Below are 20,953 nucleotides of genomic sequence, written 5' to 3' on the forward strand. Positions count from 1 at the left end.
CTTTATAATCCTCCTTTAAGTGTCAGTGCTTTTGTGAACGCACTGTAAATATAACCTTTTCTCTCCCTGAGCATTTTGCAGGCTGCAGGGTACTCAAGTATCGGAATGAAAAGATTTTTCAGTTCCGGTACTTTATCCAATAACTCCTGCGTTCTGCTTGGTATCTCCGTATAAACCCTGTTCTGTATTCCGATTCCGTTTACTGTCGGTCCTACATACATCAGAGGTTCTGATGCTTTCGCTTTTCGTGCGGTGGCTTTCTTCGGCACAACTGTTTCGCTTTTCGCTCTAGCAGTCATAGTTTGGTATCCTCCTTCCTATCTTTGGAACCCTGAACTTGATTTCTACCCCTCCGAAGTAAAAGGGATATGTATCTTCGTCCTGTACTGCCCATTCCATGTTTTGCTCTGCACGGTACTTTCCGTTCAGCAAAGGTTCTGATGCGAATCTGTCAGTGATCCGCTGAATCATCACGAGGATGTTCTTGTGTCCGGGTGCATCCTTATCGTTCTCGCAAATGCCAAGTATGATATCTACGGTTACGAGCCACGGACTGTCGTCATCCTCAGTTCGCCCCTCGGACGTCCTGACGATAAAATATGGAAAAAACTGCGATTCATCCTCTTCATCTGATTCGATGATGGGAAGCCGATATTCGTATCCCTTGATGCCTGTCACGGTTTCTCCTGCGGTGTTCTTCGTGATTACATCTTTCAGAATGTCCTCGATTTCCGTCACGAGGTCGCTTTGCAACATTAGTGGTGTCATGTCTGCCTCCTGTTATATAACCTTTCTTACTTGTTCCCATACTTTGTCGTGCAGTGTTTTTGCAATATAATCTTGCATTTCTCCTTGACCGCCACGCTCTCCTTCATAGATTTTTCGCACCATCATTGGCACTGAATTAGAGTGGAGCACCTTTATCGGGAATCGGCTCTTTGTTTCTCTTTGTGCTATCAACCCACTTGCACTTCCACCCGGAACAATGAAGGCACTTGCGCTCGCTGAATTTACAAGTCCTTTTAATCCGCTTTTTGTAATGTCTGCTTTTACCCCGGATTTAGGTTTGCTTATTTTGAACTGTTGGATGGTTCTTGGTCGCCCTTGCGACTTGATGGTCGCATCAAGATGTCCCGCACTCGCTCTCTGCGTTTGTATTTCGCTGTTGAATGTTCCGGCTTTGATTGTATATCCCGCAGTTCTTCCCTGCTTGATTTTTCGAAGCGCAATTGTGGCTGTCTGGTTAATGGCATTCCGAAGAACTCTTGGCACTTTTTTCGGAGCATCTTCCAGAACTCTTTGAACTCGCTTCATGTCCCGCTCATCCACTTTAATGTAAAAATCACTCATGCTCTGTTCGCCTCCAGTGTGATGGAATAGATTCCATCTTCATCTATGGCATCTGCCACACGGTATGACCTCTTGTCCATAATTAGCAGGCTACCCTGTTTCGGTAATGGTCCGAAGTCGGCAGCAGATATATAAATCAGCTTCTGGTTCTTGTAGATGCCATCCATGTTTTGGTTGTAGCGTTTTTCACGCTCTATCTGCTCATTTGAGTCCACCTGCACAGCCATCTCTTTTCCGTTGATGGTGTGCAGGTCTGCGAATTCATCCGGTCGGAGAAATACGCCGCTGACATCTGCCTGCACGAGTTCCTTGAATGACCGTTTAACCATTCTTTTTCGCCCCCTTGCTTCTCGCAGGGGTCTTTGGCACTCTGCCAACTACGCTGTCAGCGGTTTCCCCATTCGGGGACTGTCCTGCCAGTCCTGCCTGCGCTGTGACTGACTTCGCCTTGCCCTTGGGTTTTTCTTCCTCCTGCCATACTGCGGTCTTGGCATCAAGCCATGCCTGCACCATCGCCGCATCGTCTGCCGGGAGGTTTTCCCCGACTTCGTACTGCCGGGAGCGGTACAGGATGGGATAGATTGCTACCAGTTTCATGGCCGCCACCTCCTATCCAATCTTTACGAGTACCTTTGTGTCTGCCGCCGCTGCGTCCGCTGCTGCAAAGCCTGCCGGAGTGCCTCCCTCCGTATCCGTGATGCCTGCTCCGTCATAGTAGACGGTCTGCCCCATGGTAATGGCGGCAGTCCCGGTCTTATCAAACTCAAACACCCCGGTCACATGCAGGTCGCCTTTTGCACCGGGTGCGATGTCCGTGCCTGCAATTCCGATTCTGCCTGTCAGCTCCACTACAGTGTTGGCTTCAATAACCGTTGTTCCTGCGTTGGTAAAGTCGAGGGATTCTCCCCTCTGCCAGTATGCTGCTTTGCTCATCTTTGCGCTCTCCTTTCCCTTATGCTAAGTTGATGGGGTTCTTCACTTCGATGCCCGGATTCTTGATTGCACCACGGTAATCCATGACGCTCACGCCCCAGTCGAGGTAAATATCCCATACAAATCCAAGAGTGCCCGGAGTTTCCATTCTTCTGATAGTCGGAATCTCCTGTCCGTTCAGATAATCCACTTCCATGAAGTCCGTGTCATCCTTTGCCCCCAGTAACCACCAAGGCATCACGTTTCCAAAACCGCCGCAGAGTGCGTTGATGGTCGGGTCCTCTACCACCGTGATGCTGTCCTTGTATCTGTACAGCGGATTGACTGCCTGCGTGTTGCCCTCAGTATTGATGGTTGGACTGTAGAACAGGGTGTACATATCAAACATATAGCCGCTCGGTACGATGATAATTGCCGGACGGATGATGATTGCCTCTCCGAACTGGTCTTTCTGGTTCTGCAGTGCGAGGATCATTCCCTGCACCGCTTCCTTGGTGATGCCGGTTCCTTTTGCGAGCAGGTTCATGTGTGCGCTGCTGAACAATGGAGTACCGTCATAGATTGCCGGGTTGCCCACCAGAACCTGATAGCACTGCTTGTTGATCGTCTTTCTTGCGCTCGCTGCGTACTTGGCAGGGATTCTTGTCACGAGGTCGATGTCGTCATTGATGAATGCCTGTCTGGTCAGCGTAAACTGGCGGCCATACGTTTTCAGCTTTCTGGTCGGGAGTTTCTCATCCCCGAACACATCATGCTTCAGTTCGCCGCCCTCCGGCACTTCGAGGAATTCCCCGACCGGGCCGGCTAAGTAGTTGTTGTCGTGGGTCTTGAAGTCCTTAAGGCTGCCTTTCTTCGTCCACTGGTCGAATGTAACTGCCACGGTCTTGTGCCCTTCAACGTATGCCTTGTTGATGGCATTGTCGAGGATTGCCGGGAACGCTGCGGTCGGATTATAGAACTGACGCTGTAACATTCCATACAGTTCATCAGACGATCTCCTGTTCAGTCCGCTGTGCCCTTCAGCCGACAGGCATTCGATGGCAAGGTCACGGAGCGTCATGCCCATCATCTGCCTTGCACCGTCTGCCGGGTTCGCTAAAGCCATGCCGCTTCTCATCACGAGTGCGTCCGCTGCTGCCGCCCGGAATTTGTCCTCGGCACTTTCTGTCACGGTCGCCCTGCCCTGCGCCGGGATGGGTGCTCCATGCTGTCTGACGTGTTCCAGTGCCGCTTCCCTCACTGCGTCCACAGTGCTACCATTCTGGATGTAGGTATCAGCCTCCAGTCCGAAATCCCGGCAGATGGTCGTGATGCTTCTGATCCTGTTGCGTTCCTCAGTGACCGCTCTCTGCGTTTCCGCTGCCGGGTCTGTCTGTGGCGCAGCAGGTGTGGGAGCGGGCGGTGTCTGACCTGCAACGCCTGCCTGTCTTTCCTCGGCTTCAATTTCCGAGGTCAGCGTTTCGATCTCCCTCTGCAGGGAGTCGAATTCACTCTGTTCTTCAGCGGTCAGATCACGACCTGCAGTCTTGGCTGCATTCACGATTTCCTGCTGGCGAAGCATTTTCTGCTGTCTTTTCTGCTTCTTGTTCATGATTCGTTACCTCCTTGGTTGATGATGTTTTTATTTATTTGAAGCTGCCTTTCGTACCAGTCGAGAGTGCGGGTCTGCGTTCCCTGCCCGGTTTCTTCCAGTTCCCTTCCGACACCGACCGTGGGGTCCGCAGGCACGCTCACGATTGATACTTCGTAAGGTGTCCACTTTCTTGCGATGTCTGCCGGTCCTGTGAACCTGCCATCTGCCGACTGTTTGTTTGGCATTACTTCCTCCCATGAATCTATCTGGTAGCCTACGGACACGCCTTTGAGGGTCCCGGACGCTACTTTCTGATAGATGAGTTCGGATTCGTCATCGGTGTCGAATTCAATCTCTGCCATGCCACGCATTTCCTCAATCCATGCCCGGCTGACTTTCCCGATGACCTTATCCCTGTTGTGGTTGTAGAGCACGACCCCGATGTCGTTAAGCCTTGAGAGATCTACAGCCCCTTCCGAATGGTCGAGGATTTCCGTTCCCCACCACCGTTCGTATGGTTCTTCCGAGGAAAAAGAAATGATGAATTTCCGCTCATTCCCCTCGCCCTCCATGGCTCTGATGGAATTAACCGTCAGTTCCCTCGTCATCTGTCTGGCTTTCGCCCTCTGCTTCCCCTGTGCCGGATTCTCCTTCTTCCCCGGTCTGCTCTCCTGCCCCCTCGTCAGCGAGGTCGGCTTTCTTATCCTCCTCGTCCTCGTAGAGTTCTGATGCTGTCTGGTCAAAAATCACACCTCCTAAGTCGATACCTTTTTCCTTTGCGTACTCCAGTACCTCTGCCATCTCGTCAATCTGTTCTTTCCAGTCACGCCCCTGTTCGGCTGCGATCTGCTTGAATGTTTTCTGCCCGGTATTAAGGGCAATCTTGTTAGCATTGGCTTCCTTCTGCGGGTCAATCCACTTCTTTGGTGCTGCCACCCATGCGTGTTCGAAGTATTTGTCCTTGTTTTCCCAGAAGTCCTTTGCGTCAATCAGTCCTGCGAGCCACATGGAAATGACAAAGGTTTCATATACCTCGTCCATGACTTCCATCAGCAGTTCCTTTTCCGCTGCGTAGGTCATCTCGTCCTCAATGATGCCCTGTCTGGTGGATGAGTAGTTGCTTTCCGACATATCCCTGCTTGTGGCTTCGTAGCTGATTCCCTGCCCTGCGCCGACCAGTCTTTGCTGCAGTTTGATGTAACTGGCTGCATCGGTCGCCTGCCCGGTCGGATTTACCACCTGTATCTCATCTCCGGCGTTTAATTCTTTGATCATGCCGGGGGTAATGGACTTGCCTTGGTAGGATTCGTGTGGGGCTGGCGGTGCGCCGGCCCTGCCTATCCCGGTGGTCGGCAATACTTTTTTGATGAATACCGAAAGGCAGGCAGCGATCCGTTCTTTGACGGATACTGCCACCATGAATTCGTTTGCGTCACGGATTCTGGTAATGGTCGGACTCATGTCGGACATCTCCCGAACCTGTGACGGTCTGCGTTTGGTGTATAAAAAAATGACATCTTTCGCATCCACCCATACAGGCTGCGAGAGTGCCATTCCGTCTATGCTGTACTGCCTGATCCAGTACCCGATTGGTTTGTTGTATTCATTCATCTCGATGCCGCCTACGACCTTGTTGCTCTTTTTCTTCGGGAGCATCTGGGAGTCGTCCAGTTCGTCCACCTCGAATGTCTGGAGTTTGAACGGAATAAAACCGTCCTTGGTGTACCTCTTTACAATGAGGATTCCTCCGTCTATCTTTTTCCTCTGGACGCACATTCGCATCATCTGCGTGAAGGACTGCGTACCTGTCACATCACAGTTCTGCTTTTTGCACCATTTCTTCCACGCTGTCTGGAGAGTATCGTTCAGCGTGTCGCTCTCGGTCTTTGGCTGCAGCGTGTAGCCGCCTCCGATGACATTCCGGGTGTATGCCCCGATGACCGAGTTCATCATGTCGGAGTTGCGTTCCAGATCCCTTGCCCTTGCCCGGACATTATCCCGGCTGTAGCGGTCCGTAAATTCTGCCGACTGGTTGATCACTCTCCAGTTCGCATTCCCCCGGCTGTAATCTCCGGCATCATAGTTCCTCATCTCCTGCAGGCTCTGCCTCCATGCTTCCCTGCGTGCCCCACGCTCCGGAGAGAAGAACCCGATGATTCCATCTAACCAGTTCATCCCATTACCTCCCCTCGAACACCGCCACGTAGGTATCGTCCAGTAAACTGGCTGAACCTGCGGCTGCGATCTGTGCTGTGAGGTCGTTCTTCATGTTGTAGAGTAGGCTCAAATCTGCCCGGCTCAGCTGCCTTGTGCCTATCTTGTAGGACTGGCCGCCGACAAGCACTGCATAGATGGCGTTGTTGACTTCTGTCAGCATCTCTGCGGCTGTATAATTGTTCTCTGCTGCCATGTTCTGCCTCCTTTATACCCAGTTGCCCTCATGTTGGCTGATCCATGATTCTTCCGGGGTGTATTGTGTTTCCTGTTTCTTCGGCTGTTCTTCCTGTTGTACCTCAGTCAGATGCAGCGTCCTCACTCCAAGGATGTCTGCCGCCGCCATATTGTAAACCTCGCAGTCCAGATAGTGGTTATCTCCGTGGGAGGTTTTCAGCTGCCATTCCTGCCTTACCTTCCCATTCCCCATCTTGACGTTGACCTTATGCTCTGCGGTTACCTGCTCCGCATATTCACGGTCGCACCCTTGGTAAACCATCCATGACCCGCTTCCATTTTTCTTCTGCATTCTGGCAGCGATCATATCCTTATATTTCCCGGTATCGACCAGTACGAGGTTCATTCCGTATGCCTTGCTGTCGCTCTTATTGACCTTGGACAGTTTGTAGTGCGAGAGCATCGGGTTGGACGAGCCTTTGCTCGGCAGTGCCCAGTCCGAATTGTTGGCGCAGAAATCGTACACCGTATCCGCATCGTTGCCAGAGTCAACCAGTGCCAATGCTACTACGAGCGGCGTGCTGTCCGGCATCTGGTATTCGAGGTTCATGATCCTCTCGACCTCTTGGAACGAATACGCCTGCCCATGGGTGATGTTTTGGCTCGTGAGGTAGTTGCCCCATGCCCGGATGCTCCAGTACAGACAGTTCTCCTGCACATCCACGCCTGCGGTCAGCAGCTTCGCCCATTCTGGCACGACCAGTTCCTCATATTCAGTCTGGCGTTCCAGTACGAGGTCAGCGTTGGTCTTTAACTTCGTATCTTCCCAAGGCTCTGCGAGCCATGAGTTGATGAAGTTCTGCAGTTTCTCCGGGTCGTCCTTGCTTTCCAGAAATTCCTTGACCACTTCTGAAAAACGGACAAATGGAGAGTAGAGCGTGTTCATCCAGAATGCTACCTTGCGGACAAATTTGGTATTCTGCTTGACCGTCCTCCATTCTCCGTATCGGAGCATCTCTGGCTTGTCTTGGTCTGTGATTGCACATCCGCACTCTTGGCAGACATAGGTTGCAAATTCTGCCCGGTCGGCGTAACTCATGCCTTCCTCTTTCGGGAAGTGTATCTGCTTCCACTTTAATTCGATATACTCCCCGCAGTGCGGGCATGGCACGAAGTAGTGCTTTTCGATGTCGGCATCCTCTTTGGCTTTCCAGATGTGTCCGGTCTTTAGGGTCGGCGTGCTCGTTATAAATATCTTCCTGTTGTGGAATGTCTTGGTTCGCTCCCTTGCAAGGCTGATCGGGTCGGCTTCCTTTTTGGACGCTCCCGGATATTTGTCCACCTCGTCAAGAAACAGGAATCTGATTGCCTTACTGGCAAGGCTTGACGGGGAGTTCGACCCCGCCAGTGTGAGATACATCCCGTCAAACTGCAATTCCAGTTTGGAGGAATCGTTCTCCAAGTACCTGCTTTTCAGTGTCGGTGCTGCCTTAATCATTGCCTGTAGGCGGTTCTCCGATATGGACTCTGCCAGTTTGTCCGTAGGGTAGACGATCATGGTTGGCGCAGGGTCCTGCTGTATGATGTACCCGGTCATGTTCTGGAGGCACTCTGTGCCGCCTACCTGCGTTGGCTTGACGTAGATGATTTCTTCTGTTTCGTAGTTGTTGAATTCATCCATGATGCCTTTGAGGTACGGTGTCTGCTCCGTCCTCCACGGTCCCGGCATTGCCGAGGTCTTGGCATCCAGTATCCGGTATTTGTCTGCCCATTCCGATACCGTGATGTCCTCTGGTGGCTTGAGGAATTTTAAGGCTTCCTTCTGATACCCGGTTACCTCGTACCTACGGAACGGATTTCTTGCCACGCTTTTTCTTCTCCAGTTCTTCCGGCGTGCAGCCCGCCACCACGAAGCTGTGCATCAGCCGGATGATTTCCGCATTCAAATCCTTTTCGATTGCCCTCACTTCCATCGGATCACAGTACCCGCTGATCCTGCCGGAGAGCCTGCTCGGCAGGGACAGTGCAAATTTTTTGAATGAAATAAAAAATCGGCTATAGTCCATCTTCACTTCCTCAATGTCGATGTACTTACCCGATGCGATCTCTGTCTTTAAGCGGTGCATTTCCCCTTGCGATTCCTTCAGTGCAATCTCAGCCTGCAGTTTCTGCTCTCGCAGTTCTGCTTCCTTTTCGGATTTGCTCTTTCCGTATGCCTTGTCGGACAGGTATTTTATATATTTCTGGATGGTCGGTGCTAACTCATAGCGGTTTCCGTCCTTGGTCTTGGTGGTCGCTATGATTCCCTCCTGCGTCAGCTGCTGCACCCTCCGCACACTGACCCCGAATAAGGAAGCAATGACTTCTACCCGGTAAAAGCTGCCGCCCTGCTGTTCTTCTGCCATCCTACAATTCTGCCTTTCCTGCCGGGATTCTTACAGCCTGCTGCCCGGTGTATTCTTCCCACCGCTTCACGATTACATCGCAGAACCGCTCATCCAGTTCCATGATGAATGCTGTCCTCCCAAGTTGCTCTGCGGCCATGAGGGTGCTGCCGCCTCCTCCGAACAGATCAAGGACGTTCCACCCGGACTTACTGGAATTTGTTACGAATTTCCCGATCAGTGGCACTGGCTTCATGGTCGGGTGGATGTCGTTCCTTGTCGGCTTATTCTCGTAAATGACGGACGTCTGGTTCTGGTACTTCCTGCGTAAGTCCTCCAGATATGCCACGAGTTCATTTTTCTTCATGGCGTTAAAATCTATATCATCCTCCAGAATGACCGTATCCTGCGTCCTGTCGTTAATGAAATAGTGGGCCGCCCCCTCTTTCCATCCGTACAGGCATGGTTCGTGTCGCCACTGGTAGTCCTGCCTGCCGAGGACGAAGGAGTTCTTCTCCCAGATCAGACACTGCGCCAGTTTCAATCCTGCGTCAAGGAATGCCTGTCTGAAAATATGTCCGGTGCTTTCTGCGTGAAACACATAGATCGCTGCCCCGGCTCTCATAAATTCGTAGGCACTCTGGTATGTTGCCAGTAAAAACGAATAGAAACTCTGGTTGTCCATGTTGTCGTTCTTTATCGTGCTCGTGATCCGGTGTCCTTTTCCATCGAGGTATTCCTCTAAAAATTCAGCCTTGTCGCCATAGTTGACATTGTATGGCGGATCAGTAACGACAAGGTCTGCCATCTCTCCCTGCATCAGAACCGCCATGTCATCCTGCGATGTGCTGTCGCCGCACATGAGCCTGTGCCTTCCGAGCAGCCAGATGTCGCCCAGTTTCGTGACTGGTTCTGCCACCTGTTCCAGTGCCGCCTCCACATCAAAGTCATCATCCACTGCTTCCGGCTCTACTGCGAGTTTGTCCACCAGTTCCGTGAGGTCGTCCTGCTCGAAGCCTGTCAGCGATATGTCATAATCTCCGAGGTCGAGGTCAAGCAGGAGGTCTTTTAATTTTAACTCATCCCATTCGCCCGTGATTTTGTTCAGCGCAATGTTCAGAGCCTTCTCCCTCTGCTTGTCCAGATCCACCACCACGACATCTACTTCCTTGTACCCTAAGTCCATGAGTACGGTCGTCCTCTGGTGTCCTCCGATGATCGTGCCATCCTCGTTTATGATGATGGGGTCAACGTATCCGAATTCTTCAATGCTCCGCCTTATTTTCTGGTATTCCGCATCGTCCGGGGTCAGTGCTTTCCTTGGATTGTATTCTGCTGCCTTTAAGTCAGCTAGTTTCCTGCGTTCTGTTCTCAGTTTCTGATCCATTTCCAAACCTCCTTCCCTGCTTTGCGTAACGAAATGCTAAATTTATTTTTGATTTTATCGGGGAAAAAGCCGGGCCTTCCTCGCCCCGCAGTGCATTTTGCACAAAGTAGTACCTTTCGATTTGTGCATTTATAACAAATCAAAAAAATGCACTAAAATAGGCATTCAACACATACGTTTCATTGCGCTAAATGCCTATTAAGAGGGGAGCGAGTGGAGCGTGTTGACTTGATCTGTCTGATCCATCCCCTGTACTCCACGCTATCATCTTAGCACAGTTGAATGTACTTTTGTGTACTCTCTTGTACTTCTTTGCGTGCACTGTGCCCGCCCTGCGTGTCCCATGCCTGTCCTGTGTGGTGCTGCTGTGTGCTGTCCTGCCTGTGCTCTGATACTCTGTGTGTGGTGTCCGTGTCCCTTGTACTGTGCCTGTCATGTCCTTTGTTCGGATGGCGCATGGTATACTGCACGTCCTCTGCATGGGTTTATAAGCACCGCCTCCTGTATCCCTGTTATTTTTCACGATTATTCTACCCCTCTATAACCCCTCATGTTTTTGTACCTATAATCCGGATGTTTCTTGTAAAAATGCAGCTAAAAAGCCGGGATAAAATTTCCGATTTTTTTCTCGGAATTTTCCCGGCTGAATTTTCAAATCATTCTATTTATTTTGTTGGAATTTTCCCAGTAAATTTTCTAGCGAATTTTTCGGCATTTATTTTTCCTATAAATTTTCATAAAAAAACGCATTAGCTATTTCATAAGCCTTTAGCTTTTTGTCTATCTTTCCTGTTATCGTTATCTTTTCTTGGTCGTACCGATTGTAAGATTCCACGAATGACCTGTTGCCCTTGTATTTCCTTGCAAAGGCTTTGAACCGTTCCTGCTCTGTCTCGTTCGCTTCGTGGATAAAGTGATAGTTCTTTCCGGTTGTCTGGGAGTATACTTTCATTGCAAAATACGCATATCGCTCTTCCTCTGTCCTCATTGATGCTCTAAAATATGCATTCATCTCCGATAGTCCTGCGTATGATGGTATGTAGATTCCCATTCGTTTAATTAAAATTTCCAGGATATCTGTCGGTGCCTTTGGTTGCTTTATTGATTTATGTTCTTCATATCGTGTCAACAGGATGCTGACGTCATCCTTTGTCGCATCCTTCGGTATAAAAATTCCGACATTTTTAGCATATTCCATCTGCCTTTCTGTTGGAATCGGCATCCCGATCCGTTCCACTTCGTATGGCTCGACCAGTCCCGCCTTTTTCGCAATATCCTGTTCTGTCTCTTTTTCCCATGCGATTACTTCCACCGTTCTCATTCTTCCAGTTCCCGGATATTTCCCCCTGATGCGATATCTCCCGCAGACAATATCGTTTATTACGGGAATTTCGGACGACTTTGCATATTCCTCTTGTCTGTCATTGTTCTTTTCCCCGGATAACATTTTCGCTATGAATTCAAACATTCGCTCGTTCCTCCTTTTTGTGTAGGGGTTGTAGATTTGAAAAAATACAATTTGTAACTACAATTCTACCCCCCCCCCTACTCCGAAGTCAAGCAATTTCAAGTAGTCGAGGGATTCTGCTCAGCTTCAAATTCCTCTAGTATTTTTTTTACTTTCTTGTATTCCAATAGTTTATCGATGCCTGCGTTGTAGTGCTCATTGCACGGTGTTCTCGTCATATGCATCGCCTTGCACACCTGTTTCCAACTTAAACAGTCAATATGCCTGTATTCCAGTATGAGCCGCTCCGTGGAGTCAACCGGGAGAAAATCCATCAACTTCATCACATTCAGCATGGTAGCCGCCATCTGTTCTTTCTGTGATTCGATCTGTTCTTCAATCTCCATTGCCCGGATGACCATGCTTGCCGGTCCATCTCCTACACTGTTCGTCTGGCTGTGCGGCACTGGGGAATATTGCATCCCCTTTGTGCCGATCATATCCTGTCTGAACGTCTGCAGTCTGGATTCCAGTTGCTTTTTCTTATTCCGTGCCGAGTAATATTGACCGAGATACTTCTTTAAGAGTGCTCTCTCATCCAATATTTCCTTATTGTCTGCCATGCTACGTTCCTCTTTTCTAATCCTCTTTGGCTTTGTTGTCCTCTGCCGCAAGGAAATATACTTTGCCGCCCATCATCCGCACCTGCCGAAGCACCCGGTCTTTGTGCTCCCAGTCACGAATCTCCACGCCCCGCTCACGCAGGATGTCTATCTGCATCTCGATACTGGAGAGCATTGCCGACACTGGGAGTTGCCGCATTACCTGCGTGGCATCTGCCAGACTGGAATTCATCCCGAATGGCTTCCGCTTATTCCTCTTTGCCATGATCCGCACCTCCCTCCAGTTTCTGACCGCACCATGGGCAGTGCGGATATAATTCATATCCTTTTCTGAATGGATTTCCAATTGCCGACTGACCGCAGTTCGGGCAGACCAGAACCGTATCTCCATATCCCATTTCATGGTTGATTGGCTGCTTTGGGATATCCTTCTCCGGTGCGGCCACCTGCTCTATGCGGTAGCATTTCAGTCCTCTCTTTTTGATGTTGTATTCAAAATTAACAGCGACCCCATCCTCGTGCCACGCTCCCACCAAGAAAGGAATGCCTGCCCAGTGTCCTTTGGTTTCGCATTTGACGATTCCGTATCCATCTGCATCCGGGCAGTAGACTGGTCTGCCTGCCATCTCTCTTAATTCCTGCAGTGTCAAAGGTTCCGCTTCCATCATTCCACCTCCCAGTTCCATAATCCCTGCTTTCCGCTTGCCGGGATCGGCTTCTCAAATAATACCGGGTCCGTCATTACCCATGCGTACCGCCCCGGCGTGAAATCTCCGAATGCATACTCATCTGGATGTTGCTCTTTGATGAGTGCCGCTGTCAGTTCGTCTATCCGCAGGCAGTTCACGAGGTTTGCCTTGCCGATGACTGCCCCTGTCGGGAATCTTTCAAACCGATTGAATTCCTCATACAATCCGAGGACGAGCAGTGCCTTTTCCCATGCTCCGTCCGTCATCATCGAGATTCCCCAGAGCGGGTCTTTCTTTCCTGCATGGATGAGAATTTCTCCCCGGTACTTTGTTCTCCATGACCGTGTTTCAATGTGTTTCTTCCCGGTCGCCAGTAATGTCGCCCATGGCTGTATCACTGTGATTGCTTTCATGCCCCTCCCTCCATTTCCGGCAGCAGGATCGCTGCTACCTCTTTTTCCGAACTGACCACCTCTGCCACCGCCCCTGCTTTTCGCAACTGCTTGATGGTCTGCTCCTGTATTTTGCTTAAGACCCCGATGAATGGCCGCTTGACCTCGAATCCGTAATATCTGCCATTCACGACACAGGTAATATCTGGGATTCCCTGTCTGGAGTACGGGCCGGCTGCTTCTTTCCATGCGACCGCATTTGGCACGTTGTCCTTGATCCAGTCAAGGATTTTCTTCTGGAAGTAGCTTTCCTTTGGCATCTTCTCCCTTATAAACTCATCTGCCTGCGCCTTGGTATGTATCTTCCTGTTATGTGCTATGGTGTACTCCTGCAGTTCTTCGTAGGTCTTGAATTTTGTGTAATCCAATCTGCCGCCCCGGCTGACGTTCCCGATTGCTTCGCCTGCGGTCGGGTCTGCGTATCCTTCAGCGTTTTTTCTTTCCAAACCGACCGCCTCCTTAAAACTTCCCGGCTGCTATCCCGGTTATGTGCAGTCCGTCCTCTTTCTGCATGGCATTGAAGTAATAATGCCCTTTAGCAAGTTCCGACAGAAGTTCCGGGGTCAGCGTGACCAGTGTCTGATACGATCCGCTCTTGTTGGTAGCAAATACCTTCTTCTTGTCCGGATTTCCATCTTTATCCCTTATTACCTGCATCTTGATTACCATCTCCGTTGCCCTCCTTGTATTTTTGATATACCCTGCATTCCGTGCAGGTCTTTTCCGGCTCTATGCACTTATCCGAAAGGATAAGACAGAACCATGGGAGCGTTCCGCTCCGTTTCCTCTTTGCCCTCTCCCTTATTTCCGAGAGTACGTCCATCATACTCATACGGGTGTCGCCTCCTCAAACAGCGGCTCGGCTGTATCTTCCGTGGTCGGCTGATCCGCATACTCCCCGGCACTCTGGTCAGCGTATGCCAGTTTGTTTCCCTCGACTGCTTCCATGTAGTGGCTTGCCTGTGTATCCGCAGAGTGGAGTGCCCAGATCATTGGGTATCGGTCTATGGCATTGTTTAATGAGAGTGTGTCGTTTTCTGTATATCCCATGTGCCACCTTATGGCGTATCGTTCGATCGGCTGCAGTTTCATGTATTCCTCAATCATCATGACCGACTTCTCTCCGTGTCCGTATGGGATTTTGTCGTCTACCGTAAATGCTTCGTACTGCTCCCATTTCCCATTGACCTTGCGGTTTCTGGTTTCCGTGGTGTAGAAGTAGGTCTTGCAGATGTCGTGCAGGAGTGCCATGATGATGATATTTTCCTCGGTCACTCTGGCAACCGGGACGCCCGCCACATCGTAGCTGTATGTTCCGTCCTCATTCTTCGTAAGGCTTCCCCTCAGTGCATCCAGTACATTAAGCGAATGCTGCAGCAGGCCGCCCGTGACTGAAAGGTGGAAGCGTGTACTTGCAGGTGCTGCGTACATATCGCTCTTTCTGATGAACGCCATCAGCCTGTCTGCGCCCTCCCTCTTTACCTTTGCCATCTCTGCTTCAAATCTGTTGATGTTTGCCTGTCTGTCCATGTCCTGTTTCTCCTTCCTTTGCTCCTGCCAGTAAGCGGCACGCCCCGGCAGTAATGATTGTCCTCTGCTCTGATTTCCACTCCGGGTGCTTTTCCCAGAGGTTCTTTTCCTCATCCACCAAGAATTCATCTGTCAGTTCGTTGTAGATTCTTGGCGGTTGGTACGGTTCTTCCCAGTTCTCTGGGAGGACGTATAAGCAGCAGTATCCCTGCCAGTACGGTACCCACAGATTCCAGACCTGTGTATGCAGGCTTTCCGCTATCTGGAGGAATTTGTCCACGCTGTATTCTTTCGTGAGTGCGTTGCCCATTTCCCGGCTGACTCCTGCGACCTGCTTTTCCTTGATGAGCGTCTGGATGTCTGAGATCAGCTTCTGCCCTGCTTCATCGTTCCGAATGGCGATATCCTTTGTCAAAATCTCCGAAAGTATCCGATCTGCAGTTTCCTTGATTTTTCCTTTCAGTTCCCGGTATGGTTTCTGGTACTTGGTCTTTAAGAGTTCCTTTGGCACTTTCTCATCGTTGCTCTTTAGACGCTGCACCCAGATCCTCAGTTTTTCCTCATCCGGCAGGCTATCCTCGCTTCTCTTTTCCTCTGCCATCTGCGTCCTCCTTTCCGATTGAACACCTATTTCCCCGATTTCCTTACCGCACACCTTTTTTGAAATTAGGTGTTCGGTCAAAAAGCCTTATTTTATGCAGGTTTGAGGGGTCTACTAAACACCTAACACCTAATTTTTGAAATACACCTTGTTTTTTTAGCAAATTCTGTGACTTGGGGTAGTCACAAGTCACAAGATTTTCCGTGAAACAGTAAAATATTGAAAATAGGTGTTTTAGGTGTTTAGTAACCTCTTAAAGCCTTGATTTTACTGGCTTTTTCACTAAACACCTAACCGAACACCTAACTGAACACCTAATTTTAGGTGTGCGGTTTTTTAAGATTTTTTATAAGTTTTTCGCAATTTTGGTCACAGGATTTCGGGCCACAGGATTTTTCTGCTCCCTCCAATCTTGTGACTTTTTTGCAAATCCTGTGACTATTTGAAAGGCAGTTCATTCGCCATGTCATCCGTGATCTGCATGAAGCCATCGTCTGCCCCTGTTCCCGGCAGGCTCATCTGCTGTGCGATTTCTTCCTCCTCCATCAGTGGGTCTTTTTCCTCAGCCAGTGCGCCGAGGTGGAACTCCACAAACCTGCAGTTTCGGTTGTTGAACCACTTCGTGACGGAGTTCTTGGTGCTGCCATCCTTTAAAACCGACACCCCGATCAATCCTTTGTCTGCGAGGTATTTCAGCGTCTTTCTGGATGAGTACCCTGCTTTCGTCAGTGCCTGCGTCAGCATGGATGGGAAGATATAGGCGTTTTTGTTCTGGATCATACCAAGGCACGTTCCGAACGCTTTCTCTCCGAAACTGTCCTTGTTTGAGAGTATCCAGTCCACTATAAACTGGGTCGCATTTTCATTAACATCCCCAGTATCTGCGTTCATCTGCTCCTGCAGGATGTTCTTTGCCATCTCCTTGGCTCTTTCCCATGAAACCGTATCAATCTGCAGTGTTTCCGTATTATTTTTAGAGAATTCGTTATCAAATTCCCCATTTTCGTATCGTTTCAGCCATTCTCCGTTATGAAACATCCACGTATCGATGATGGCATCAGCCAGTGCCACCGCTGCAATCCCGGCAATATGCGACCCGCTTTTGCCCCTGCTTAAACCGTAGACGTACTTGGTCATTTCTTCGTATTTCTCCACGATGCTCCGCTCATCCGTGTGCAGGAGCATTCCGATATATGCCGGCCCCGCCCATCCGCAGTTCATCGTGGACTGTTGGTGCATCACGGACGCATCCCTCTCATCGTCAAAGGGTCCTCCGTAAATTTCAAGCACACGGGTGCTGACGCCAGTCTGGCTCGTTTCCGTGGAGAGCGGTTCTTCCCCGGTCGCCAGTGCCACCGTCCTCCATGTCTGGAGTGCTTGGATTCCTCCGCTCTTTGCCCCTCGTATCTTTCCTGTTCCGCTTGAAATCATGTAGACGATCTTCTCCAGTGAGTTCTGGTTGTTCCCTGCGAGCTGCCTTTCATCTATTCCGAGTGGCAGGTCGCAATAAAATGATGCAGTTCTCTCCAAGCCTACTTGCGTGGCGTTAAAATTGACCATCAGCCTTTCCGGGTCGCCCCATGCAGAGAGTGCCGCCTTTAATGCTGCGGTCTTGCCACCCTTAGAGCCGCCCCAGTTGTAAACAAAGAATATCCTTTGCTTGATGATCCGCAGGAGAGGGGCAGTGAAACTGGCCGCCAGTATGAAGCGGAATTTGTCACGTTCCCTGTGCGGTTTCATAGTGTCCATCCAGTCTTTCATCGTTCCGTTCTGGCAGTATGCCGCTGCCATGCCCCTCTGTGATGGGTCAATGTCGAGGACGATGTCTTTATCATGCCCCGGTATGAACCGCTTTCCTGCCTGCCACCCGAATGTGCCTGTGGAATCTGCCTTTTTTATGATGTCTATGTTCTCCGCTTCCAGTGCGGAAAGGAATTTGACGATGTGCTTTGCGTTCTCGCTTGTCACGGTGCATCCTAAGTCTGCCAGTGCTGTGATTCCTCTTGATGTGAAGATGGTGCTGCGTGGATAGATTGCCCTGTTCCACTGCCCATCTCTTTTGAATGCGACCTCTATCTTTTCTTCTCCTGTTTCCATGCTCCGAAGCCTTTGGGTAATGATAATCGGTGTCCGGCATACCATGACCGGGGCATACTTCTTTTCATCTATCATGCTGATTCCCTTGTCGGAATAAATCCATCCCTCCGGCTGCCTTAAGTTCACAGGTGCGCCCTCGACTGCCTCCGGGATCGCATCGTCATCTATATCAATCTGCTCTGCGTTGCTGATTGCTTTCAATATCTTTGCGGCGGCATCCTCTTTTCCATACTTCATATAAACTTCGGACGGGTCCTTGCACCCCAGTGTCCGGCAGCTCCATTTGTAAACCTCTCCAATAAATCCGCCTTCCCTGAGTGCCCTCGTGACTTTGGCGAGGAATGTTTCCCCGCCCTTGTCCGGCTCCACATGGATATAGATTTTCAGATCCTGCAGAAGCACCGCCCACGAGGAGCGCATCATGGACGCCCCCGGTACTCCGAGTGTGCTGATCCCCATATACCACATGGACTGGCTGTCGCTCTCTCCCTCTACCAGTGCGGCGTATCCGATCTTTCGAACGGATTCCAGTTTCCACGCACCGTACAGACAGATGTCTTTTCCTGCCCCATACTTCCATCGGAACTGCTTGTCTGCATATCTCTTTCGGTATGTGGCTTCGACCCCATCTTCCCGGTAGTACGGTATGTGTATGTACTGGATTCCGTCACGGTCTTTCTTGGTCTGCAGGCAGCATTGGTCTTTGAGCCATTCTTCCGGCAGCCGCTTTTCAAATGCGTACTGCGCTACCGTATAACTGGCGAGACCGCTTTTCTTTGCCTTCGGTTTTTCCTGCGGCTCCTGCAGTGCACCGTATTTCGCCAGAATCTGCTTATAGGCTTCATGATTGTCCAGTCCGTTCAGCTCGGCATAAAATGTAATAAAATTGCCGCCCCTGTCCTCTGCGTGGCACTTCCATTGCCCGGTCTTTAAATCCACCGAGAAAGAATTATTCCTGTCATCATGGAACGGACATAGCCCTGTGAGGTTGTCGCCTGTGATCTTGTGCTTTTTGATAACGGAGCAGTATTCAGTTTTATAATCTACCAAACGGTCTAAATCGACCTCCGCTGCCTGCATATCATCGCTCCATTCTATCCATTACGATTTTCTCGGCTTCCTGCCTTGTGTAATTCTTCACGCTTCCCTCTAGGAGCAGCGTTTCCGTCATGTATTTGATTTCCTCCTGCATTCCCTCGCTGATCACTCCGTCCACGGTTACCACATGAAAAGTCACGCAGAGGTCCATGAGCCGCTTTCCTGCGCCCATTCCGAAGTACCGCTCATCCGGCAGGTTGTCATCCATAAATCGTGGGAAGTAAAGGTGCGGTGCGATGGGAATTGCCCCTGCGGCCGCAATCATTCGGCAGGTATGCTTTGCCATCTCGATGTTCATCTGCAGCTGCTCCCTTGTGTCTGCACGGTATCTGGAGCAGATATATATCATCGGCATGAGGGCAGGGTTCTTATTCGTCCTTTGTCCTGCGTAACACTGCCCCGCATAGATCCATGGTGCATAAGGGTGTTCCCTGCGGATCGTATCATAAATGGGCAGACCGCCGACAATGTCAGCCACTTCGCTCATCTGTATCATAGAGTCATTCTGATTTCCTGCGTTTTCTCTGAAATGAAACATGGTTTCCCGGTCAATCTTCTCCCCGGTCTGCAGGCAGTCTTTTGGCAGCGTTGTATTCCAGTCGCCATATAATGGTTTCATGTGCTGTGCCTCCTATCTTTGCGAGGAGCGGTTTCCCGCTCCTCCATGCTTTTAATTAAAGGGCAGGTTTTCCTGCGCTCCCTCTACGCTCTGAAATTCCGAAGAGTCCACGGGTGCAGCGACATTATAGTCTGCTTCATCCACTTCCGGGATATTTCCTGCCATTGCTTTGACATTCTCGACCATGGCTTTCACTTCCACCCTCTGCTCATCCGTCAGCTTGCCGACAAATGCAAAGGCTGCCCTTGAATATGTGATTCCGTCTGAGGATTTCTCTTTTTTCAGTGTGATCTTGGTCACTGCGTCATAGCAGCGGAGTCCTTTCAGCAGGATTTTCTTTCCGATGTAATCCCGGATGTATTTCAGCGAGGTCGGAGGCAATGCAAGGATGATCGGCACGGGGTTGTTCTCCTGCAGGATGTAGCATCTGTGGATGTTTTTGCAGGCTTTTCCTGTACCGTTGCTCCCGAACTGGTTATGAGGGCATCTGCTGCAGTCATGGATTTCCCCGGTCGCTCTCTCCACACCCTGCTTGCCATCGTGGCTTGAGCAGTCTGGCTGTTCGTTGCCTCCGCTATACTGTTCTGCCCAGTACACGTTTACCGGGTGGTGGTGCAGGATCACGCCAGTGAGGTCTGTGCTCATCACAGGCTCGTCCTCGGTTTCTCCCGGCAGTTCAAAGGCAAGGCCGCCTCCGCTCGGTATTTTTGCCCTCTCAAACGGAATATTTCCCAGTCCGTCCATTTCCTCGGCGATTGCTTCTGCCAGTTCCCCGGTCAGCGTGACCAGTTCAAACTTCTTTCCTGTTACTGCTACTTCGTTCTTTGCCATGACTTAGTCCTCCTCGCTTTCTGCTTCCCCGGCTTCCTCGAAGCCTTCGCTATCTTCCTGCTGCTGTTCTTCTGCTTCCATCAATTCTTCCAGTGGGGTCGGTCTGCTTTCCCCATAGTAGAGGTCGTCCATGATCCTCTGGCTCTGCGCCGCCAGTTTGATTGCCTCCACTGCCACCTCGACCGCTGAATTGTAAAGGCTGCCTACCACGTTCAGCACATCGCCATCTCCGTTTGGAAGCAATTTCAGCAGGTCATCCATATCCGTTTTGGTTGATTTCATTTTCCCCTGCAGTGCGGAGTATCCTTCCGCTGCGATTCCGTATCCCTCGTGTCTGTTCTTTACGTTAGTGGGGTTCTGATATTCCTTGATTTGGTTCAGTGCAAACTTGGCGGCCGCCTGCATATTTTCCTTTAAGTCACGGTCGCTCTCTAGAGTGACGTCAAATTCCATCTGTTCATAATCTGCCATAGCCTTATGCCCCCTTTGCTGCTTTCGCCCGGTTCAGTGCCTTGGTGTTGGCTTTCCTCTTGGATACCTTGAGTTCCGAATAAACCGACAGCACCTCTGCCAGTTCTTCCGGCAATTCCCCATCATTCTCTGCGCTCAGATTGTTCATGGCAGAATCAAGCGTCCGTGGATCAACTTTCTCTGTGATGAGGTGTCCGAATCCCTGCTCTCTGAGTACATCAAAGAATACCAATCCTTTTTCCATCAGTTTTTCTTCTGAAATCTTGGAGTATCTCGTTTTCTCCTGCAGGCTGTACTTGAAACCGTCCACTGTGGTATCCGGCTTTTCCTCATCTATCATCTGCTGTGCGATCTCCTGCTCCATGTTTTTCAGCTGCTCGTTGTTTGCCTTGGTCTGCTTTTCCAGTTCGTCTTTTCTGTCGAGCAGTTCCTTGTAGGCTCTGACTTTGTCGTCCAGTGTCATTACCGCTTCCATTG

General features: G+C 50.3%; 28 protein-coding genes. All 28 read right to left on the minus strand.

The genetic code is table 11. The features are described from left to right. Positions 1-2 precede the first annotated feature (2 nt). A complete protein-coding gene (locus OCV99_RS03690; RefSeq protein WP_158368304.1) occupies positions 3-299 on the minus strand; it encodes a hypothetical protein in 297 nt (98 codons plus the stop codon). Next, positions 289-768 carry a hypothetical protein gene (locus OCV99_RS03695; protein ID WP_158368306.1) on the minus strand — a complete coding sequence of 160 codons (480 nt, stop codon included), beginning with the start codon at positions 766-768 and terminating at the stop codon, positions 289-291. The genes OCV99_RS03690 and OCV99_RS03695 overlap by 11 nt, the downstream gene beginning before the upstream one ends. Positions 769-780: 12 nt before the next feature. Next, positions 781-1,350 (minus strand): hypothetical protein, encoded by a 570-nt coding sequence (locus OCV99_RS03700; RefSeq protein WP_158368308.1) that lies wholly within the window; start codon positions 1,348-1,350, stop codon positions 781-783. Next, positions 1,347-1,679, minus strand: a complete 333-nt coding sequence (locus OCV99_RS03705) for a hypothetical protein (RefSeq protein ID WP_158368310.1) — start codon at positions 1,677-1,679, stop codon at positions 1,347-1,349. The genes OCV99_RS03700 and OCV99_RS03705 overlap by 4 nt, the downstream gene beginning before the upstream one ends. Beyond that, positions 1,672-1,947, minus strand: coding sequence for a hypothetical protein (locus OCV99_RS03710; protein WP_158368312.1), 276 nt, complete (start codon positions 1,945-1,947; stop codon positions 1,672-1,674). The genes OCV99_RS03705 and OCV99_RS03710 overlap by 8 nt, the downstream gene beginning before the upstream one ends. 12 nt (positions 1,948-1,959) lie before the next feature. Beyond that, on the minus strand, positions 1,960-2,283 hold the full coding sequence (locus OCV99_RS03715; RefSeq protein WP_158368313.1) for a DUF2190 family protein: 324 nt from the start codon (positions 2,281-2,283) through the stop codon (positions 1,960-1,962). A 19-nt stretch (positions 2,284-2,302) separates the two neighbouring features. Then, positions 2,303-3,874 carry a phage major capsid protein gene (locus tag OCV99_RS03720; RefSeq protein WP_158368315.1) on the minus strand — a complete coding sequence of 524 codons (1,572 nt, stop codon included), beginning with the start codon at positions 3,872-3,874 and terminating at the stop codon, positions 2,303-2,305. Continuing rightward, the gene (locus OCV99_RS03725) at positions 3,871-4,464 is read right to left on the minus strand and encodes an HK97 family phage prohead protease (RefSeq protein ID WP_262574759.1); all 594 of its coding nucleotides are present in this window, start codon (positions 4,462-4,464) and stop codon (positions 3,871-3,873) included. The genes OCV99_RS03720 and OCV99_RS03725 overlap by 4 nt, the downstream gene beginning before the upstream one ends. After that, the gene (locus tag OCV99_RS03730) at positions 4,442-6,031 is read right to left on the minus strand and encodes a phage portal protein (RefSeq protein WP_158368317.1); all 1,590 of its coding nucleotides are present in this window, start codon (positions 6,029-6,031) and stop codon (positions 4,442-4,444) included. Before OCV99_RS03730 ends, OCV99_RS03725 begins: the two co-directional genes overlap by 23 nt. A gap of 4 nt (positions 6,032-6,035) precedes the next feature. Continuing rightward, positions 6,036-6,266, minus strand: coding sequence for a peptidylprolyl isomerase (locus tag OCV99_RS03735; RefSeq protein WP_158368319.1), 231 nt, complete (start codon positions 6,264-6,266; stop codon positions 6,036-6,038). 12 nt (positions 6,267-6,278) lie between these two features. Continuing rightward, positions 6,279-8,114, minus strand: a complete 1,836-nt coding sequence (locus tag OCV99_RS03740) for a phage terminase large subunit family protein (protein WP_158368321.1) — start codon at positions 8,112-8,114, stop codon at positions 6,279-6,281. Continuing rightward, complete coding sequence (locus tag OCV99_RS03745; protein WP_158368323.1) at positions 8,092-8,652, minus strand: hypothetical protein; 561 nt, start codon at positions 8,650-8,652, stop codon at positions 8,092-8,094. The genes OCV99_RS03740 and OCV99_RS03745 overlap by 23 nt, the downstream gene beginning before the upstream one ends. Before the next feature lies 1 nt (position 8,653). Continuing rightward, entirely contained in the window at positions 8,654-10,018 is a 1,365-nt protein-coding gene (locus OCV99_RS03750; RefSeq protein ID WP_158368325.1) for a site-specific DNA-methyltransferase, read from the minus strand. 724 nt (positions 10,019-10,742) lie between these two features. Continuing rightward, a complete protein-coding gene (locus OCV99_RS03755; protein ID WP_158368327.1) occupies positions 10,743-11,486 on the minus strand; it encodes a hypothetical protein in 744 nt (247 codons plus the stop codon). 98 nt (positions 11,487-11,584) lie between these two features. Continuing rightward, the gene (locus OCV99_RS03760; protein ID WP_158368329.1) at positions 11,585-12,088 is read right to left on the minus strand and encodes a hypothetical protein; all 504 of its coding nucleotides are present in this window, start codon (positions 12,086-12,088) and stop codon (positions 11,585-11,587) included. Positions 12,089-12,104: 16 nt separating this feature from the next. Continuing rightward, positions 12,105-12,353 carry a hypothetical protein gene (locus OCV99_RS03765; RefSeq protein ID WP_158368331.1) on the minus strand — a complete coding sequence of 83 codons (249 nt, stop codon included), beginning with the start codon at positions 12,351-12,353 and terminating at the stop codon, positions 12,105-12,107. Then, positions 12,337-12,756, minus strand: a complete 420-nt coding sequence (locus OCV99_RS03770) for a hypothetical protein (RefSeq protein ID WP_262574763.1) — start codon at positions 12,754-12,756, stop codon at positions 12,337-12,339. Before OCV99_RS03770 ends, OCV99_RS03765 begins: the two co-directional genes overlap by 17 nt. Next, positions 12,753-13,190 (minus strand): ASCH domain-containing protein, encoded by a 438-nt coding sequence (locus OCV99_RS03775; protein ID WP_158368335.1) that lies wholly within the window; start codon positions 13,188-13,190, stop codon positions 12,753-12,755. Before OCV99_RS03775 ends, OCV99_RS03770 begins: the two co-directional genes overlap by 4 nt. Further along, entirely contained in the window at positions 13,187-13,675 is a 489-nt protein-coding gene (locus tag OCV99_RS03780) for a VRR-NUC domain-containing protein (protein WP_262574765.1), read from the minus strand. The genes OCV99_RS03775 and OCV99_RS03780 overlap by 4 nt, the downstream gene beginning before the upstream one ends. Positions 13,676-13,688: 13 nt before the next feature. Continuing rightward, entirely contained in the window at positions 13,689-13,898 is a 210-nt protein-coding gene (locus OCV99_RS03785; RefSeq protein ID WP_158368337.1) for a hypothetical protein, read from the minus strand. After that, on the minus strand, positions 13,867-14,061 hold the full coding sequence (locus tag OCV99_RS03790; protein WP_158368339.1) for a hypothetical protein: 195 nt from the start codon (positions 14,059-14,061) through the stop codon (positions 13,867-13,869). The genes OCV99_RS03785 and OCV99_RS03790 overlap by 32 nt, the downstream gene beginning before the upstream one ends. Continuing rightward, complete coding sequence (locus OCV99_RS03795; protein ID WP_158368341.1) at positions 14,058-14,759, minus strand: HD domain-containing protein; 702 nt, start codon at positions 14,757-14,759, stop codon at positions 14,058-14,060. Before OCV99_RS03795 ends, OCV99_RS03790 begins: the two co-directional genes overlap by 4 nt. Beyond that, the gene (locus tag OCV99_RS03800) at positions 14,728-15,360 is read right to left on the minus strand and encodes a hypothetical protein (protein ID WP_158368343.1); all 633 of its coding nucleotides are present in this window, start codon (positions 15,358-15,360) and stop codon (positions 14,728-14,730) included. Before OCV99_RS03800 ends, OCV99_RS03795 begins: the two co-directional genes overlap by 32 nt. Before the next feature lie 438 nt (positions 15,361-15,798). Beyond that, the gene (locus OCV99_RS03805; protein WP_158368345.1) at positions 15,799-18,537 is read right to left on the minus strand and encodes a DUF927 domain-containing protein; all 2,739 of its coding nucleotides are present in this window, start codon (positions 18,535-18,537) and stop codon (positions 15,799-15,801) included. Between the two features lies 1 nt (position 18,538). Next, positions 18,539-19,174, minus strand: coding sequence for a DUF7768 domain-containing protein (locus OCV99_RS03810; protein WP_158368347.1), 636 nt, complete (start codon positions 19,172-19,174; stop codon positions 18,539-18,541). Positions 19,175-19,225: 51 nt separating this feature from the next. Next, entirely contained in the window at positions 19,226-20,005 is a 780-nt protein-coding gene (locus tag OCV99_RS03815) for a hypothetical protein (protein ID WP_158368348.1), read from the minus strand. A 3-nt stretch (positions 20,006-20,008) separates the two neighbouring features. Beyond that, on the minus strand, positions 20,009-20,476 hold the full coding sequence (locus OCV99_RS03820; protein WP_158368350.1) for a hypothetical protein: 468 nt from the start codon (positions 20,474-20,476) through the stop codon (positions 20,009-20,011). A gap of 4 nt (positions 20,477-20,480) precedes the next feature. Then, positions 20,481-20,951 (minus strand): gp33 family protein, encoded by a 471-nt coding sequence (locus tag OCV99_RS03825; RefSeq protein WP_262574769.1) that lies wholly within the window; start codon positions 20,949-20,951, stop codon positions 20,481-20,483. Between the last annotated feature and the right edge of the window lie 2 nt (positions 20,952-20,953).

It is taken from the genome of Dorea acetigenes (assembly GCF_025567385.1).
Classification (GTDB): Bacteria; Bacillota; Clostridia; order Lachnospirales; family Lachnospiraceae; genus Claveliimonas; species Claveliimonas acetigenes.

Excerpts from the sequence above, each read along its gene's own strand:
- OCV99_RS03690 (WP_158368304.1), bottom strand. The coding sequence starts at position 299 with ATGACTGCTAGAGCGAAAAGCGAAACAGTTGTGCCGAAGAAAGCCACC.
- OCV99_RS03695 (WP_158368306.1), bottom strand. The coding sequence starts at position 768 with ATGACACCACTAATGTTGCAAAGCGACCTCGTGACGGAAATCGAGGAC.
- OCV99_RS03700 (WP_158368308.1), bottom strand. The coding sequence starts at position 1,350 with ATGAGTGATTTTTACATTAAAGTGGATGAGCGGGACATGAAGCGAGTT.
- OCV99_RS03705 (WP_158368310.1), bottom strand. The coding sequence starts at position 1,679 with ATGGTTAAACGGTCATTCAAGGAACTCGTGCAGGCAGATGTCAGCGGC.
- OCV99_RS03710 (WP_158368312.1), bottom strand. The coding sequence starts at position 1,947 with ATGAAACTGGTAGCAATCTATCCCATCCTGTACCGCTCCCGGCAGTAC.
- OCV99_RS03715 (WP_158368313.1), bottom strand. The coding sequence starts at position 2,283 with ATGAGCAAAGCAGCATACTGGCAGAGGGGAGAATCCCTCGACTTTACC.
- OCV99_RS03720 (WP_158368315.1), bottom strand. The coding sequence starts at position 3,874 with ATGAACAAGAAGCAGAAAAGACAGCAGAAAATGCTTCGCCAGCAGGAA.
- OCV99_RS03725 (WP_262574759.1), bottom strand. The coding sequence starts at position 4,464 with ATGACGAGGGAACTGACGGTTAATTCCATCAGAGCCATGGAGGGCGAG.
- OCV99_RS03730 (WP_158368317.1), bottom strand. The coding sequence starts at position 6,031 with ATGAACTGGTTAGATGGAATCATCGGGTTCTTCTCTCCGGAGCGTGGG.
- OCV99_RS03735 (WP_158368319.1), bottom strand. The coding sequence starts at position 6,266 with ATGGCAGCAGAGAACAATTATACAGCCGCAGAGATGCTGACAGAAGTC.
- OCV99_RS03745 (WP_158368323.1), bottom strand. The coding sequence starts at position 8,652 with ATGGCAGAAGAACAGCAGGGCGGCAGCTTTTACCGGGTAGAAGTCATT.
- OCV99_RS03750 (WP_158368325.1), bottom strand. The coding sequence starts at position 10,018 with ATGGATCAGAAACTGAGAACAGAACGCAGGAAACTAGCTGACTTAAAG.
- OCV99_RS03755 (WP_158368327.1), bottom strand. The coding sequence starts at position 11,486 with ATGTTTGAATTCATAGCGAAAATGTTATCCGGGGAAAAGAACAATGAC.
- OCV99_RS03760 (WP_158368329.1), bottom strand. The coding sequence starts at position 12,088 with ATGGCAGACAATAAGGAAATATTGGATGAGAGAGCACTCTTAAAGAAG.
- OCV99_RS03765 (WP_158368331.1), bottom strand. The coding sequence starts at position 12,353 with ATGGCAAAGAGGAATAAGCGGAAGCCATTCGGGATGAATTCCAGTCTG.
- OCV99_RS03770 (WP_262574763.1), bottom strand. The coding sequence starts at position 12,756 with ATGATGGAAGCGGAACCTTTGACACTGCAGGAATTAAGAGAGATGGCA.
- OCV99_RS03775 (WP_158368335.1), bottom strand. The coding sequence starts at position 13,190 with ATGAAAGCAATCACAGTGATACAGCCATGGGCGACATTACTGGCGACC.
- OCV99_RS03785 (WP_158368337.1), bottom strand. The coding sequence starts at position 13,898 with ATGGTAATCAAGATGCAGGTAATAAGGGATAAAGATGGAAATCCGGAC.
- OCV99_RS03790 (WP_158368339.1), bottom strand. The coding sequence starts at position 14,061 with ATGAGTATGATGGACGTACTCTCGGAAATAAGGGAGAGGGCAAAGAGG.
- OCV99_RS03795 (WP_158368341.1), bottom strand. The coding sequence starts at position 14,759 with ATGGACAGACAGGCAAACATCAACAGATTTGAAGCAGAGATGGCAAAG.
- OCV99_RS03800 (WP_158368343.1), bottom strand. The coding sequence starts at position 15,360 with ATGGCAGAGGAAAAGAGAAGCGAGGATAGCCTGCCGGATGAGGAAAAA.
- OCV99_RS03805 (WP_158368345.1), bottom strand. The coding sequence starts at position 18,537 with ATGCAGGCAGCGGAGGTCGATTTAGACCGTTTGGTAGATTATAAAACT.
- OCV99_RS03810 (WP_158368347.1), bottom strand. The coding sequence starts at position 19,174 with ATGAAACCATTATATGGCGACTGGAATACAACGCTGCCAAAAGACTGC.
- OCV99_RS03815 (WP_158368348.1), bottom strand. The coding sequence starts at position 20,005 with ATGGCAAAGAACGAAGTAGCAGTAACAGGAAAGAAGTTTGAACTGGTC.
- OCV99_RS03820 (WP_158368350.1), bottom strand. The coding sequence starts at position 20,476 with ATGGCAGATTATGAACAGATGGAATTTGACGTCACTCTAGAGAGCGAC.
- OCV99_RS03825 (WP_262574769.1), bottom strand. The coding sequence starts at position 20,951 with ATGGAAGCGGTAATGACACTGGACGACAAAGTCAGAGCCTACAAGGAA.